Genomic DNA, 14,807 nt, shown 5'->3' with positions numbered 1-14,807 from the left:
CCGATGTATCAGGAGCCGGCTTATGAACGTTGTTATGATGTGCTAGTCATTGGTGCCGGCCTGGCAGGCCTGTTTACCGCATTAATAATAAATAAAATGGGTTTGCAGGTGGCCATAGTTGCCCGTGGGGTGGGAGCGATTGCTGTCAGTACGGGATTTATCGATGTTTTAAAGCAAACACCTGATGGTAGGCCGACAGATGACCTGGCTGAGGCCTTTGCCAGGTTACATTCCCGGTTTCCTGAGCATCCCTATGCGAAAACGGGTTGGGATAAGCTAACGGCTGCCGAAGATTATTTACTTGAACTGGTACAACCGGGCGGCCTCAAATATGTGCGCCCATACGCCAACGCCAATGTACAAGTAGTCACGGCCCTGGGTTTATTAAAGCCTACCCACCTGCTACCCGAATCGGCTGCTGTTGCGGGTGCCCTGCAGAATAAAAGGGTAGCTGTCATATCCTTTAAAGGATATAGTGATTTCAATGCCGCCCTGGTACAAAGCAATCTATCCCAGTTGTTGCCGAGCACCCAGACGAGCTGGACCTCGATGGGCCTTCCCTGGAAGAAAGGTAACGAACCGCCTGGTAACCCCAGAGGCCCCGCTATTGCCCGGTGGTTAGATGACGAAGAAGGACGGGAAGAGTTCCTCAAGTGCCTAAAGGAGGGCCTTCCTCGGCGGGAAGCACCGCAGATTGTTCTTTTACCTGCCGTACTTGGTTTACGATATCATGCCGCCGTCTGGAATATGATCCGGGAGGCCCTCGGTATTGAGGTGCTGGAAGTGCCGACCCTGCCGCCGTCAGTACCGGGACTGAGGCTCTTCAATGCCCTGCGGACTGAGCTGGACTCCCGGCGTATGCATTTAAATCTTAACGGCAATGTCATCCGTGGGTCAACTTCTACGGGAAGGGTCGAATATGTTGATCTCGCCAGTGAAGGTAAGGTTGTGCGCTACCGTGCCAAGTATTTTGTCCTGGCTGCCGGTGGTATCTACGGCGGCGGCTTAATCGAACGCGATGGTGCGGTTTGGGAGCCTTTATTTAATAGTCCCCTGGATGGAGAGTGTTATCTAAATTTCCAGGAGTTCCCTTTTGGCACCGGTGTAGTAGTAGAGAAGGATTTACGGGTCAAGGGTTTTACTAATTTACTGGCCTGCGGTCGGATACTGGGTGGTCATAATCCTTATAGCGAAGGTTGTGGTAATGGGGTGGCCCTGGCCACAGCCTGGATGGCGGGTGCGACGATAAAAGGAGAAGCGGTAGGATGAAACTTACTGATATTAACGTAAAGGAATTCGAGGCCTGCCAGAAGTGTTCGTTATGCGAGAGCTTCTGTCCTGTCATACCTATAAAGCCTTCATTTCCAGGTCCTAAAATTGGTGGGGCCAATGCTGCCCGCCTGGTAGCTATGAAATCAGCGGTGCAGGGAATGGAAGCCTGGCTTGAGGACCTGGATTATTGTACCGATTGCCGTACCTGTGATGTGGTCTGCCCGAGTAATATTAAGCCGGCTACCCTAATTATGAAGCAACGCTGGCAGATAAAGGGCCGGACGCACCGGACATTGCGCGAGTTTATTTTAAGCCGCCCGGACCGGCTGGGCGCTCTGACCTCCCTCTGGCCCGGTGGCGTTAACCTTATTTTGAAGCAGAAGGTAATCAGGATAGCAGCCGCTCTGGTGGCGGGAATTACGGCCGAGCGCAGTTTGCCCGGGTATGCCCGGAGGACCTTTCGTAATTGGTATGCCGGCATATACAATAAAACAGCTCCTAAACCGGATAGGGTGGCTTATTTTTATGGTTGCTACACCAATTTCTACCGGCCGGATATTGGTAAGGGTCTGGTACAATTATTTCAGGTTCAGGGCGTCGGCGTTGAACTGCCCGAACAAAAGTGTTGCGGGCTGCCCCTGGCCATTAACGGCGATTTTGCAAGCGCCCGGAACCTGGCTGCTGCCAATCTGAGGCATATCCTGCCTTATGTGGAAGCAGGGCTGCCCCTGGTTTTTACCTGCCCCTCCTGCGCGGCTATGTTTAAATCCTATTATACCGAAGTCTATGACTTGCCGGGTGCAGAGAAAGTGGCGCGGGCCAGTTTTGACGCCTGCGAATATATCTTGAGTGCTATGCCGGGTCTGCTGGAAAAAAGCAATCCTGAGCCGGTGCCTTTAAAAGTAGCCTATCATACCCCCTGCCACCTGCGGGCGCAGGGGATAGGCACTCCGGCCGTGGAGTTACTGGAGGCTATTCCCGGCCTTGGCCTGAAGGTGCTGAGGAATAACTGTTGTGGTATGGCAGGTACTTATGGCTATAAAACCGAAAGGTATGATGTTGCTATGAAAATAGGCGCAGCGTTATTTCAGGATATCCAAAACTACCGCCCTGATCTGGTGGTCACGGATTGTGGCACCTGTGCTCTGCAGATCCAGGAAGGAACTGGTTACCTGGTAAGGCACCCGGTGGAGTTACTTTACCAGGCTTATACAGCAGGCAGCAGTTAGCAGGCAACTTTAAAGCTCTGCCTCTTTTCCCTGGGAGTTTTACAATGAAAGGTCTCTGCTATTCGGGATACTATAGCGGGTAACAATATTGCCGGCAATGGCCTTTCGAGTTTTGGGGTATATAGTAAAATTGTTAATAGGATAGATCGGAGGGGGTTTAAAAGCTTTGCTAATTTCTAAGAAGGTTTTCGCAACCCTGAAACAGTACCCGGTGATCCCAGCTCTATGGGGCGAACAGGCCCTTAATTCCTTGCTAGATATACCGGCAGCGGTAATTTCCCTGCAGTTTGGCAGCATTATTGACCTGGCCTTAATCTGCGCGAAACTTCATGAGGATTATAAAGCCGTTGTTTTTATCCATGTTGAGCTAATCAGGGGTATCGGCAGTGATAATTACGCTGTGGAGTATGTAAAACAATGCGGCGGTGACGGTATTATTAGTACCAAGCCTTCTTTGATTGAAGCTGCTCACAGTGCGGGGATATTGAGTATCTTGCGGACATTCATCGAGGATTCCCGGAGCCTGAAGAGAGCAATGGATATTACCCGCAAGACGGCACCTGATGCCCTGGATATCCTTCCCGGACCGGTAATCCCGGAAATAATCCTCGATCTCAGGAGTAAACTGTCGCAGCCAATTATCGCCAGCGGGCTGATAAAAAGAAAGGAACAGGTGCAGAAGTTGTTAACTGCGGGTTGTCTCGCTATCAGTACTAGCCACAATGAGCTATGGGCTTTAAATAAGGGCTTTAAGAATAAATTCGAGTGACTGCTTTGGCAAGGGGGTTAAAGTTTATGCCCAGGTACTCCGTTGGGATAGACTTCGGTACGGAATCAGCGCGGGCCCTACTATTGGATCTTGATAGTGCAAGTGAACTGGCTACGGCGGCCATGGCTTACCCGCACGGGGTAATGGATGAAAGCTTACCTGATGGAACTCGTCTACCGCCAGATTGGGCCCTGCATCACCCTGATGACTATATTGAGGTTTTGCCAAGGATTATACCGGCAGTTTTACAGGAGGCGGGCGTAGCCGGTAAAGACGTTATTGGCATCGGCATCGACTTTACAGCCTGTACCCTGTTACCTATTAAAAAAGACGGCACCCCACTTTGTAACCTACCACCCTTTAAAAATAATCCCCATGCCTATGTCAAACTGTGGAAGCACCACGCGGCTCAACCGGAGGCGAATAGACTGAACGCTATTGCCGGGGAGAGACGCGAGGGTTTTTTAGCCCGGTATGGCGGTAGGGCTTCTTCAGAGTGGCTGGTGCCCAAAGTATGGCAGGTATTAAACGAGGCGCCCGAGGTTTACCAGGCGGCCGACGAATTTATCGAAGCCGCCGACTGGGTGGTTTTACAGCTTACGGGTTGTGAAAAACGTAATAGTTGTGCAGCGGGGTATAAAGCCTTCTGGCATAAAAGGGAGGGCTATCCTGCGCCGGAGTTTTTTAAAGCCCTGGACCCGCGCCTGGAAGATCTGGTAGCTAGCAAATTGCAACAGGATATCTACCCCGCCGGTACAAAAGCCGGCGAGCTCAGGGAGGAAATAGCGGCTTTAATCGGGCTGTCACCGGGTACAGCGGTGGCGGTCGGTAATGTGGATGCCCATGTGGCCGTCCCTGCCATGGGGGTTACTGAGCCGGGTAAAATGGTGATGATCATGGGCACCTCAATCTGCCATATGGTTTTAGCGGAGAAGGAAGTTGCCGTATCCGGGATCTGCGGGGTGGTGGAAGACGGCATCATTCCGGGTTACTACGGTTACGAAGCCGGTCAGGCAGCGGTGGGCGACACCTTTGCCTGGTTTGTGGCAAATTGTGTTCCAGGTTATTATTACGACGAGGCCCGGCGCCGGGGAATGGATATACATGCTTTACTGGCGCAAAAGGCGGGGGCTTTAAAACCAGGGCAGAGTGGTTTGCTGGCCCTGGATTGGTGGAATGGCAATCGGTCGGTACTTGTCGACGCTGATCTTACGGGGATGGTTCTGGGTCTGAACATGGGAACCAGGCCGGAGGAAATATACAGGTCTCTGATTGAAGCTACGGCCTTCGGTACCAGAGTTATTATTGAAAATTTTATTGCCAATGGGATCGAAGTTAAAGAACTCTATGCTTGCGGTGGCCTGGCGGAAAAAAGCCCCCTCCTCATGCAGATTTATGCAGATGTTACCAACCTGGAGATTAAAGCAGCGAAATCCCAACAGGCTTCGGCCCTGGGTGCCGCCATGTTTGGTGCCGTAGCCGCAGGTGTAGAACGGGGCGGCTTTAAAGATATCCTGGCTGCAGCCAGGGTTATTCCAGCCTTAAAAGAAAAAACCTTCAAGCCCCTGCCGGCCAATGGGGAAGTTTATAACCGTCTTTTTCAAGAGTATCAAAGCCTGCACGATTATTTTGGCCGGGGCGGGAATAAGGTTATGCAGCACCTGAAGGCCATTAAGGAGGGGGTTCTTCATGCTTGAAACCTTAAAAGAGCGGGTGTACCGTATGAACCTGATGCTGCCGCAGAATAACCTGGTAACTATGACCAGCGGCAACGTCAGCGGCAGGGATGAGGCGAGCGGATATATAGTTATTAAACCGAGCGGGATATTGTACGAAGAGTTGCGACCAGAAGCTATGGTAGTCGTCGACCTCGAGGGCAATGTTATCGAAGGAAAACTAAAGCCTTCAGTAGATACGGCCACTCATCTTTATGTATATAAAAAACGCCGGGATATCCACGGCATTGTCCATACCCATTCACCCTACGCCACCAGTTTCGCCGCCCTGGGGCAGCCCATTCCCGTTTGTTTGACCGCAATGGCCGACGAGTTCGGTGGCCCGATTCCGGTCGGCCCCTATGCCCCCATTGGCGGTGAAGAAATTGGCCGGGCTATTGTGGCGGCCATAGGGAGCAGCCCGGCGATCTTGATGCAGAATCATGGCGTATTTACCCTGGGAATTTCTCCGGAGGCCGCCCTCAAAGCCGCTGTCATGGTTGAGGATGTAGCCAAGACCGTTCATCTGGCGCTTCTCAGGGGAACACCTAAGGAGCTCCCCCCGGAAGAGGTGAAGAATTTACATTTCAGGTATACAACCGCATATGGGCAGAATGCAGGATGAAAGAGTCCTTAAGTCCAGATGGCGGTCTAATACCGCCTATAAGTAATGCCCGCGGTGCCGCACTGGTGGGGTGAACGGATTCTTTCGCCAGGATGCTGGCTAAATAATGGGACCAGCCAGTCAGAATGCTTGATGTTAGGTTATACAGGGAGATGAAATAATGGCGATAAAAAAAATAGTTATTGCCAGCGAGGTAATAAGGCAGTTGCCGGCGATTTTAAAAGAACTGGGAGTTAGCTCTAGAGTCCTGCTGGTTGCTGATACTAACACTTATCAAGCCGCTGGTAGAATGGTTGCCGATATCCTGACAGGCGCCAGTTTTAACTTACAGGAATGTATACTGCGCAGGCAGGGCCAGTTAGCAGCTGATGAAGAAGCCCTGGTAGAGGTGTTACTTAATATTAAACCGGATACGGAGTTTATCCTGGCCGTGGGTGCGGGTACCATTAATGATATCGCCCGCTATACCAGTTATAAGACAGGCAAGCCCTATGCCATTGTAGCGACAGCCCCGTCCATGGATGGCTATGCCTCCTCAGTGGCGGCGCTGACGATCAAGGGTTGCAAAAAAACCTGTAGTGCCACGCCGCCGGTAGCCATTATCGGCGACGTAAACATCCTGGCGGCGGCCCCCAGGGAAATGATTCTGGCCGGTCTGGGGGATATTTTGGGGAAATATACCTCCCTGGCTGATTGGCAATTAAGTCACGTGATAACTGGTGAGGGTTACTCCGACAAGATTGCTAGTGAAGTAAGAGAAGCAATCAATAAATGTGTCCGGTTAACCGGTAACCAGATGGACAAAAGAGCGATTCAAAGCTTGATGCAGGCCCTGGTGACCTCTGGCTCAGCTATGCTGGAATGGGGTAATTCTCGTCCGGCTTCGGGTTCCGAACATCATATATCGCACTTTTTAGAGATGCACGATATCCTGGCGGGAACCGGAGGACATTTGCATGGAGCCAAAGTGGGTATTGCCGAAATCATGGTTACCGATCTCTATCATCGGGTATTTAATTATAGACTAGAAGAAATAAAGGAGTTTATCGCTCGCCGCCAGCCCGAAACAACGGATGCATACAAAAGTCGGGTAACAGAAGCCTACGGACCATTGGCGGAGGAATTGATTCACGAAATGCAGGGCTATTATCTGGATGAAGCCAGGAGAAAAGAAAGGCAGAGAAATATCCTTCAGGCTTGGGAAGATATGCAGTTATGGGTGAGGCATAACGTACCGCTGCCTGAAGAGATTCAAGGCCTGCTGTTAAAGGCCGGAGCCCCGACATCCTTTGCTGAGTTAGGGATTCCAGCTGCAAGGGTCAAAACGGCGTTAGAGAACGCCAAAGAAGTCCGGCAACGTTATACTATCTTTAGGCTGATGGAAGATATCGGTATGGCTATAGTAGAATAGTGACGTTCCGAATCCGTCGGTGATAGCGTGCTGTGGCTTGCTTCCTTTTAACCTTTTTTACCTCCGCTTTTCCCACCCCAAACCCTATCGGGCTTTAGAAAGACTTTTTTCGTCACGGCTGCTTGCCATCCCTTCCTGGTTGCCTGGTTTTATTCCTTAATCTTATTTTGAAATATGTTCGTGCGTCAACACTGGTGTTGCAGAAGGTAAGATGTACTACCAGGGGCGTTGTGGTATAATTTACATGACGCCCTTTTATTTTGGCAGCTGAAAGGAGGGCGGCTATGCGCCAGATCCTTTTCGTCATTGATATGCAGAATGATTTTGTCGCGGAGGGTGGGGCGTTAAGTTTTCCTGCTGCCCGGGAGATAATACCTTTTGTGACCGACAAGGTGCAGGAGGCCCTGTCCCGGGGACAGGAAGTGCTTTTTACCCTGGACTCCCATGTCCCTGACGATGCTGAATTCGCTAAGTTCCCGCCACATTGTTTGGAGGGGACCCCCGGCCAGGCCCTGATCCCAGAATTACAGACGATAATTGCACCCTATGAGGAGACAGGGCAGATTAAATTGCTCAAGAAGAACCGTTACAGTGCTTTCTTTAACACCGATTTAGACGTCTGGCTGGGGCTGGTGCCGGACAGCCCAATGGTCAGGGTGAATCAGGTCGACCTGGTGGGCGTATGCACCAATATTTGCTGCTTCTTTACGGCAGAAGAGCTGGCCAATCGTGATGTCCCTGTCAAAGCCCTGGCTCGGGGTATGGCCTCCTTCGATCCCGCTGCGCATGAATTTACCCTGAAACAAATGCAGGGCGTTCTAGGTATCCAGGTAGTCGCCTGAAGACCCGGGATAACCCAGGGGCTGGTTTACAGAGGCCAGGTACGGGGTGGCATATGTAATGAGTTTACAAATAATCTCCTTGGCGGTATAATTTACCTGCAGATATCGGCAATTGTTCCGGAGGGGGTTAAAGCATATGCTTTTTGACCGGGAAAGTTTGCTAAACAGACGTAAGCAGTGGGAAAGGTTTAACGCCTGGGAAGTAAAAAGAGTAAAAGCGTTGCTGGCCACCTATGAACCAGTGCAGGCCCTTGATTGGTTTGGTGCAGCCTGGGAATTAGCACGCAAGCTTAACCCTGATTGGAGTAAAGCGAGAATAGATATGAAGAAGATTCAACGTATACAAAAAGGGAGAACTGTCCTGGCTCAAGTAAGAAGTCATTTTGAGGGATTTATTGATGGACGCTCTTGAACGTGGCTTAAAGCAGGTAACTTCTTTTTTGCAGCGAGAAAGAATACCATATATGTTTATCGGGGGTATCGCCAACTTAATCTGGGGTGAACCCAGGTTAACTCAGGATCTGGATGTTACTATATTATGTCAGGAAGCAAAGATCCCAGAGTTAATTACCAAGCTAATGAATGATTTTAGCATTTTACCCACTGATCCCCTTGCCTTTATCCAACAAACCGGCGTTCTACCTATGGTAGCCAGGGAGGGGGTTCGGATAGATTTGATATTCGCTAGGTTACCGTATGAAGAACAGGCGATTAGCCGAGCCAAAATTGTTAAATTAGGTCAGCAGCAACTAAAAGTATGTACTGCTGAAGACCTGATTATCCATAAAATAATTTCCGAACGAAGCCGGGATCTGGATGATGTACAGCAGATTATCATTCGACAGCGTGATAATCTGGATAGAAATTACCTTGACCCGTTGGTACATAATTTGAGTCAGCTACTCGAACGGCCAGGGATTTGGGCATTCTATTTGAAGTGTTTGTCAAGATGATCGGAGCAGGGCCAGTGCTGACGCATGAAAATATTTATAGGGTGACAATATCACTGTCCGGCGACACCGGGCGGTTTTCTAAACTTGACAAAAGCCGGGCCAGGGGGTAAAATATAACTATACTTGCGGAAGTAGCTCAGCGGTAGAGCATCGGCTTCCCAAGCCGAGGGTCGCGGGTTCGAATCCCGTTTTCCGCTCCAGAAATAAAAGGCCACCCCTCAACTGGTAAAAGTAGAGGAGTGGCTTTTTTGCAAGCATTAATTAAAGCTTAGAGAGAAAAAATACGCGATAAGGCAAAGGAGTGATGGCTAAATGAAATTTCCAGTAACTATTTATCCTGGAGAAGACGGTTGGTTTGTCGCTGAATGCCCGATCATCCCAGGCTGCATATCCCAGGGCGCAACAAAAGATGAAGCCCTGGTGAATATTAGGGAAGCTATAGAACTCTGCCTGGAAGTTCGTAAAGAAAAAGGATTACCCCTTTTCCTCCCCCTTCATGAAATAGAGGTAGCCATTTAATATGCCCCAGTTGCCTGTAATATCCGGCCTTATCGCAGTGAAAGCTTTCCAGAGAGCTGGTTGGATAATCGCCCGCCAGAAAGGCAGCCATATTGTCCTGGTTAAAGAAGGGGCATTAGCCTCTCTTTCAGTTCCTAACCATAAGATTCTTGATCGCGGTACTTTACGGAGCCTTATCCGTAAAGCTGAAATGTCGGTAGAAGAATTCGTAAAGTTATTGGCTTGATGGAGGAAAACTACTCATCGGGGGCCTTATTTCAGGCAGTCCGGGCAGAGCAACTGCCCGGCAGCAGTTGGCACCAGGCAACTGCTGGCCCGGCCGCACCGGGGACAGGCCGGCAGCTCGATATCGCCCTGCAGGGGGTTATAAATCAGGGTTTGCGCCAGGTTAAAGGTCTTGTGCTGGAGGTTCAGCCGGATAAAAATGCAGGGCAGGTGATAGGCCACCAGGTGGTCGAGGCGGGCGTCCACCTCGACCTGGTAACGGGTGCGAGTGTCTTGCAGGCGGCGCTCCTGATCCGTCTGGGTGGCGGCCAATTGTTGCTCCAGCCGCGCTTTTTTGTCCGGATCGGAACTGGCTGCCAGCTTCTGGCGGATTTCGGCTGCGGTTTCGGTAAAATAACTGCGTACCTTGGCTAGTTCCCTTTCCTGGAGGCGCAGAGCCGTTTGCTGGAGGGGCCGGGCCTGTTGCTGGACTAATTGGCCCAGTTCCTGCCTGGCCACCAAGTAGAGATCCGCCAGGGGCCGCATGGGCGCCGGAGCCGCCTGGTATTCCGGCTCTTCAAGGAGGAAAAGGTTTTCAGCCTCCCGGGTGAAAGCCGGGGCCGGCAGGCCCTGGCAGCCGTCGATAAAAACGGGGATGACGGCCTCGGTTTTCTCAAAGGAACGGAAGACGCAGCGAAAGTAGAAACCATAATAAATGTTTTCAGCTACCCAGCTGGCCTCAATCCGGGGCGGCCGGCAGTGGCGGAATTCGAGGCGGGTGCTGAGGCGTTCTTCCAGGGAGCGGGGGAGGGCCGGCAGTTTGCCCGACCAGTAGAGGGCCGTCTGGCGACCGTAATCCAGGGCCAGGCGGACAGTGGTATCCAGCAGATGGCTACCGTGGGTGACGAAGGTGCTGCCGGGGGTTTCGTCGGCCACCTCGTAATCAAAGGCCAAAAGCAACTCCTCGCTGCCGAAAGCGGGGATCAGTTCCTCGGGCAGCAGTACCTGGAACAGGGCATAACCGGCCGGCTCGACAACGGCGCCGGCGTGTTTTAAATAAGCGGTGACCAGGTTGACGGGCGAGAAATTGAGCCGGTCATCAGGTTTCCAATCATTATACGGCTGATCAGGCATCGGGCGATCATTCATCGGGCAATAATTCCCCCAGTAAACGCTCATCCAGGGCTTTGACCGCCTGGTAGTGATTCTTGGCCGCCAGGAGCTGGTCGCCCAGGCTGGCCATTCCCGCCCGGACATCCCCTTCGTCGGCGGCCCCGGCCCAGACTTCCATGACCAGATCCTCAAAGTCCTTTTTCTCGTGCAAGGTACCTAAAATCATATCCAGTTCACCGACAACGAGCTGGAACATGTTGATTTTGGCATCCAGCAGCTCGAGAATATAAGCTTCGACGGTGCCGGCGGCGGCCAGGTTATAAATCTGCACGTCCCGTTCCTGGCCCAGGCGGTGGATGCGGCCGATGCGCTGTTCAATCCGCATGGGGTTCCAGGGCAGGTCGTAGTTGACCAGGAAGCGGCAAAACTGCAGGTTGCGGCCTTCGCTGCCGTTTTCCGTAGAAACCAGGACGCGAGCTGCACCGGCAAAGAGCCGTACCTGGTCCTCCTTTTCCTGACGCCGCATCTGGCCGTGCAACTCGGCTACCAGGAAACCCTCCTGACGCAGCCGGTGGGCGAGGAAAGCTTGGGTTTCCTGAAAGCTAGTGAAGACGATTACCTTATCGTTGATAGAGTGTAATAGCTTGACCAGGACCTCCGCTTTAGCGCGGGTCGACACCTCACGGCCCTGGGCGGCCAGGGTATGCAGCACCCGGCGCAGAGGCTCAGGGTGGACGGGATTGGCGGCCATTTTCTCCAGGGTGGGCAGGACGGCGTCGATGCTGCTGCCCACCTCCCGTTGCAGGGTGCGGAGGATAAATTGATTGACCCCGCTGGTAGTTTGTTGCGCCTGGGGGGTATAGTAACCCCGCACAAAGCTGGTCAGGCGGTTGTAAAAGGCCATCTCTTCCGGGGAGAGGGTCAACTCCACCGTGTCGGCCCGGCGACGGCTGCGAATAACCCCGGTTTCGCTGCGTCGGTTGCGGACCATAACCTCCCGCAGCAGTCGCTTCAGGGCTTCAGTATTTTTGGGCTTCAGGGGATCGCCTCGGGTGATGTACTTTCTTTTAAAAGAAGCGGCCGTTTCCAGCTGCCCTGGCAGCAGCAGGGTGATCAGGTTAAATAGTTCTTCCATGTTGTTTTCCACCGGGGTGGCGGTGAGGAGCAGGATGTATTTCTTTTTCAGCCGGCTGACGAGCTGGTAAGCCTGGGTGTGCTTATTTTTAAGGTGATGGGCCTCGTCGACGATGACCAGGTCAAACTCGCTGGCCAGGACCAGCTCCCGGTGGGGCGGCCTTTTCGCCGTATCTAAGGAGGCGATAATGCGCGGTAACTCCAGCCAGGGATTGGCGGCGGCTTTAAAAGCCGGGGCGTCGTAGCTGATAAAGTCCAGGTTGAATTTCACCTGCATCTCCTGCTGCCACTGCTCCACCAGGGAAGGCGGCGTGAGAATCAGGACCCGGCGGACCAGGCCGCGCAGGAGGTATTCCATCAGGATTAAGCCGGCCTCGATGGTTTTGCCCATCCCCACTTCGTCGCAGAGGAGGGCGCGGCCGCGCATATTTTTTAGCACGTGGCGCACGGTAGCCAGCTGGTAGTCAAGGGGCTGCACGTCATGCACTGCCGCCAGGGAAAGGAGGCTGTCGAAGCCGGAACTGAGGGAAAGCAGCAACGCCTGGCGGTGCAGGAAAAGGTCCGCCGCCGGCGTGACCTGACCCTGGGCCATGGCGGCGATAATGGGCTGATCCTCTTCGGGGGCAAAATGGATGATCAGGGGCACCTCCGGCGCCGGAGGTGCCTTTGCTTCTACGGCAGGTGTGGTAGCTGCAGTAGATGCAGCAGGTGTAGCAGGGGCCTCTGCTTGTTTTTCCCGGGCATCTCTTTCCTCCACGGGGTTGATGTCCAGGGAAGTCGGAATTCCCGCCGGCAGGGAGGGCGATGCTACTTCCTGCGGGTGTGCCACCGGCACACTACCTGGTTGCGGCCGCATTTGTTTCTTGGGCCCGGTAGAATCGTGTATTATTTTTGAAGCCATTTTGCCAACCTCGGAGTAATAACCAACTAAACTTTTGCTAAAAAAGGCGTACGCCTCTGGTTGCGGAACGTTAATATATTTATTCGCCGTTTTTCCTGGAGTTACCTGCCTGCGCTACTAAAAACCCGGCGAAAGGTGCAAATTAATTAAGTAGAAAGGCAACTATCCAGGCCAGGCCGCGCTTGGCCGCTTTGGCGTTACCTGCCGTCAATATGGCGAAACCTTAGCCACATAGACCGGCAGGCCTTTCATTGTAAGGCTTGCCGGTGAGACTGCAAGAGTGTTATTGAGAAAGGGGAGGGGTATGATCAAGGAGAAGGGGCGGGAGGGTAAATGCTGTGTAAATTGAGCAGAATTAACGAGGAAAAGGCGGATTGGTTATGGCCACGACAAGGCCGGACGACTGCGTGCTGGTAATCTTCGGCGGCACCGGCGATCTCGCCCGGCGCAAGCTCTACCCAGCTTTATATAACCTGGCCGTCGACGGTTTTCTGCCAGCATCCTTCCAGGTGATAGCTGTGGGCCGGCGGGATTTTGCCCGGGGGGGCTTCCGCCGGGAGATCCTCCTGCCGTCCCTGCAAACCTTCTCCCGGCGGGCCGGGGACCTGGCACGTAAATTCGAAGCCTTTGCGGCCCACCTGCACTATTTCCGCACCGATATTTACGACCCGCAGGGTTATACCCGCCTGGCTGGATTACTGGAACAGTTAGAGCAGAAGGCTGGCTGCCAGAATGGTGACCCGGATATTTGCTGGGGCGATGACAACCAGCCAGGCATAAACGGCGGGCAGGGTAGAGGACGTAATAATTATCGTGGCGTTGGCAGTAACCTGGCGGGCGATCCCGGTAGAAACCGGGGCGAAGGCGCCTGTCGGGGTAACCGTATCTTTTACCTGGCGGTGGCCCCGGAGCATTTTGGTGCGGTAGTGGAAAACTTGCACCAGGCGGGCCTGGTACCAGCACGGGGCTGGCAGCGGGTGGTTATAGAGAAACCCTTCGGCCACGACCTGCCTTCCGCGGCAGCATTAAATCGCCAGCTGCGGGCGGTTTTCAGCGAGGAAGAGATTTACCGCATCGACCATTACCTGGGCAAAGAGATGATCCAGAACCTCATGGTCATGCGCTTTGCCAATATCTTTTTTGAGCCGGTCTGGAATAATAAATATATTGATCACGTCCAGATCACCTCGACAGAAACGGTGGGCGTAGTGGACCGGGGTGACTATTACGACCGCGCCGGGGCCCTGCGGGACATGGTTCAGAACCACCTCCTGCAGCTGGTAACCCTGGTGGCCATGGAACCGCCGGCCAACCTGTCCACGGAAGCTATCCGCGACGAAAAGGTAAAGGTGCTGCGCTCTTTGCAACCCCTGGACGCGGCAGCAGTCAGCAAGAACGTCATCCGCGGCCAGTATGGCGCCGGGGCGATAGAGGGCCAAGCGGTACTGCCTTACCGCCGGGAAAAGGAGGTCGCCCCGGACTCGTTGACGGAAACCTTTGTCGCCCTAAAAATCTTTATCGATAACTTCCGCTGGGCCGGCGTACCCTTTTACCTGCGCACCGGTAAGCGCCTGCCGGACAAGGTGACGGAGATAATCCTGCAGTTCAAATCATTGCCGGATATCCTTTATTTCAAGGAATACGGCGAACTGCAACCCAACGTACTGGTTATCCGCGTCCAGCCCCTTGAAGGCGTCTATGTCCAGCTCAACGCCAAGCGGCCGGGCAATGATAACTACATCGTCCCCATCCGCCTGGATTTTTGCCAGAATTGCGAGGTGGGGGTCAACTCCCCCGAGGCTTACGAGCGCCTGCTTTACGACGTCATGCGAGGGGATGCCACCCTTTTTACCCGCTGGGACGAGGTGGAGGCCGCCTGGCGGTTCATCGACCCCATTACAGCTGCCTGGGCGGCTCAGGAGCCGCCGCAGTTTCCCAATTACGCCGCCGGCCGGTGGGGACCGCCGGCGGCGCAGGAGCTTTTACTCCGCGACGGCCGCCACTGGTGGCAAGAAGAGGAATGGCTGCCGGAACCGGGATAGTTAAAGCGGCTTACGGCGGCAGGGCTGCGCTTGAATAGTTATAACCAAGGCGGTAGTTTGGCTGCCATCTGCGGGGCG

At 53.3% G+C, this 14,807-nt stretch carries 14 protein-coding genes and 1 tRNA gene; 13 read left to right on the top strand and 2 right to left on the bottom strand.

The genetic code is table 11. From position 1 onward, the window contains the following. The first annotated feature begins 3 nt into the window (after nt 1–3). The 12 genes from glpB to SDD30_RS07110 all read left to right on the top strand — a co-directional run bounded on the left by glpB (nt 4) and on the right by SDD30_RS07110 (nt 9,561). The gene (glpB, locus tag SDD30_RS07165; protein WP_434074242.1) at nt 4–1,269 is read left to right on the top strand and encodes an anaerobic glycerol-3-phosphate dehydrogenase subunit GlpB; all 1,266 of its coding nucleotides are present in this window, start codon (nt 4–6) and stop codon (nt 1,267–1,269) included. Beyond that, on the top strand, nt 1,266–2,501 hold the full coding sequence (locus tag SDD30_RS07160) for an anaerobic glycerol-3-phosphate dehydrogenase subunit C (RefSeq protein ID WP_434074241.1): 1,236 nt from the start codon (nt 1,266–1,268) through the stop codon (nt 2,499–2,501). The genes glpB and SDD30_RS07160 overlap by 4 nt, the downstream gene beginning before the upstream one ends. Before the next feature lie 166 nt (nt 2,502–2,667). Then, complete coding sequence (locus SDD30_RS07155; protein WP_434074240.1) at nt 2,668–3,270, top strand: glycerol-3-phosphate responsive antiterminator; 603 nt, start codon at nt 2,668–2,670, stop codon at nt 3,268–3,270. Nucleotides 3,271–3,296: 26 nt separating this feature from the next. Next, a complete protein-coding gene (locus tag SDD30_RS07150; RefSeq protein ID WP_434074239.1) occupies nt 3,297–4,967 on the top strand; it encodes a ribulokinase in 1,671 nt (556 codons plus the stop codon). Continuing rightward, nucleotides 4,960–5,610: an L-ribulose-5-phosphate 4-epimerase gene (locus SDD30_RS07145; RefSeq protein ID WP_434074238.1), complete on the top strand. Its 651-nt coding sequence runs from the start codon at nt 4,960–4,962 to the stop codon at nt 5,608–5,610. Before SDD30_RS07150 ends, SDD30_RS07145 begins: the two co-directional genes overlap by 8 nt. 160 nt (nt 5,611–5,770) lie before the next feature. After that, a complete protein-coding gene (locus SDD30_RS07140; RefSeq protein WP_434074237.1) occupies nt 5,771–7,021 on the top strand; it encodes a sn-glycerol-1-phosphate dehydrogenase in 1,251 nt (416 codons plus the stop codon). Nucleotides 7,022–7,305: 284 nt separating this feature from the next. After that, nucleotides 7,306–7,863: a cysteine hydrolase family protein gene (locus SDD30_RS07135; RefSeq protein WP_434074236.1), complete on the top strand. Its 558-nt coding sequence runs from the start codon at nt 7,306–7,308 to the stop codon at nt 7,861–7,863. Between the two features lie 136 nt (nt 7,864–7,999). After that, a complete protein-coding gene (locus tag SDD30_RS07130) occupies nt 8,000–8,275 on the top strand; it encodes a hypothetical protein (protein WP_434074235.1) in 276 nt (91 codons plus the stop codon). Further along, entirely contained in the window at nt 8,262–8,816 is a 555-nt protein-coding gene (locus tag SDD30_RS07125) for a nucleotidyl transferase AbiEii/AbiGii toxin family protein (protein ID WP_434074234.1), read from the top strand. The genes SDD30_RS07130 and SDD30_RS07125 overlap by 14 nt, the downstream gene beginning before the upstream one ends. Before the next feature lie 125 nt (nt 8,817–8,941). Next, nucleotides 8,942–9,016: transfer RNA gene (locus SDD30_RS07120), tRNA-Gly, on the top strand. 112 nt (nt 9,017–9,128) lie between these two features. Further along, complete coding sequence (locus SDD30_RS07115; protein WP_434074233.1) at nt 9,129–9,335, top strand: type II toxin-antitoxin system HicB family antitoxin; 207 nt, start codon at nt 9,129–9,131, stop codon at nt 9,333–9,335. Between the two features lies 1 nt (nt 9,336). Beyond that, complete coding sequence (locus SDD30_RS07110; protein WP_434074232.1) at nt 9,337–9,561, top strand: type II toxin-antitoxin system HicA family toxin; 225 nt, start codon at nt 9,337–9,339, stop codon at nt 9,559–9,561. Between the two features lie 26 nt (nt 9,562–9,587). Here SDD30_RS07110 and SDD30_RS07105 read toward each other — a convergent pair whose 3' ends face one another. Together SDD30_RS07105 and SDD30_RS07100 are read right to left on the bottom strand one after the other, a co-directional pair. Then, complete coding sequence (locus tag SDD30_RS07105) at nt 9,588–10,688, bottom strand: hypothetical protein (protein WP_434074231.1); 1,101 nt, start codon at nt 10,686–10,688, stop codon at nt 9,588–9,590. After that, the gene (locus SDD30_RS07100; protein ID WP_434074230.1) at nt 10,681–12,615 is read right to left on the bottom strand and encodes a DEAD/DEAH box helicase; all 1,935 of its coding nucleotides are present in this window, start codon (nt 12,613–12,615) and stop codon (nt 10,681–10,683) included. Before SDD30_RS07100 ends, SDD30_RS07105 begins: the two co-directional genes overlap by 8 nt. A gap of 452 nt (nt 12,616–13,067) precedes the next feature. Between SDD30_RS07100 and zwf the strand changes: the two genes are divergently transcribed. Then, nucleotides 13,068–14,729 carry a glucose-6-phosphate dehydrogenase gene (zwf, locus tag SDD30_RS07095; RefSeq protein WP_434074229.1) on the top strand — a complete coding sequence of 554 codons (1,662 nt, stop codon included), beginning with the start codon at nt 13,068–13,070 and terminating at the stop codon, nt 14,727–14,729. The last annotated feature ends 78 nt before the right edge of the window (nt 14,730–14,807 follow it).

It is taken from the genome of Moorella naiadis (nom. illeg.) (assembly GCF_051020825.1).
Lineage (GTDB): Bacteria > Bacillota > DSM-521 > Neomoorellales > Neomoorellaceae > Neomoorella > Neomoorella naiadis.
This window is presented reverse-complemented; position numbering and strand designations above follow the sequence as displayed.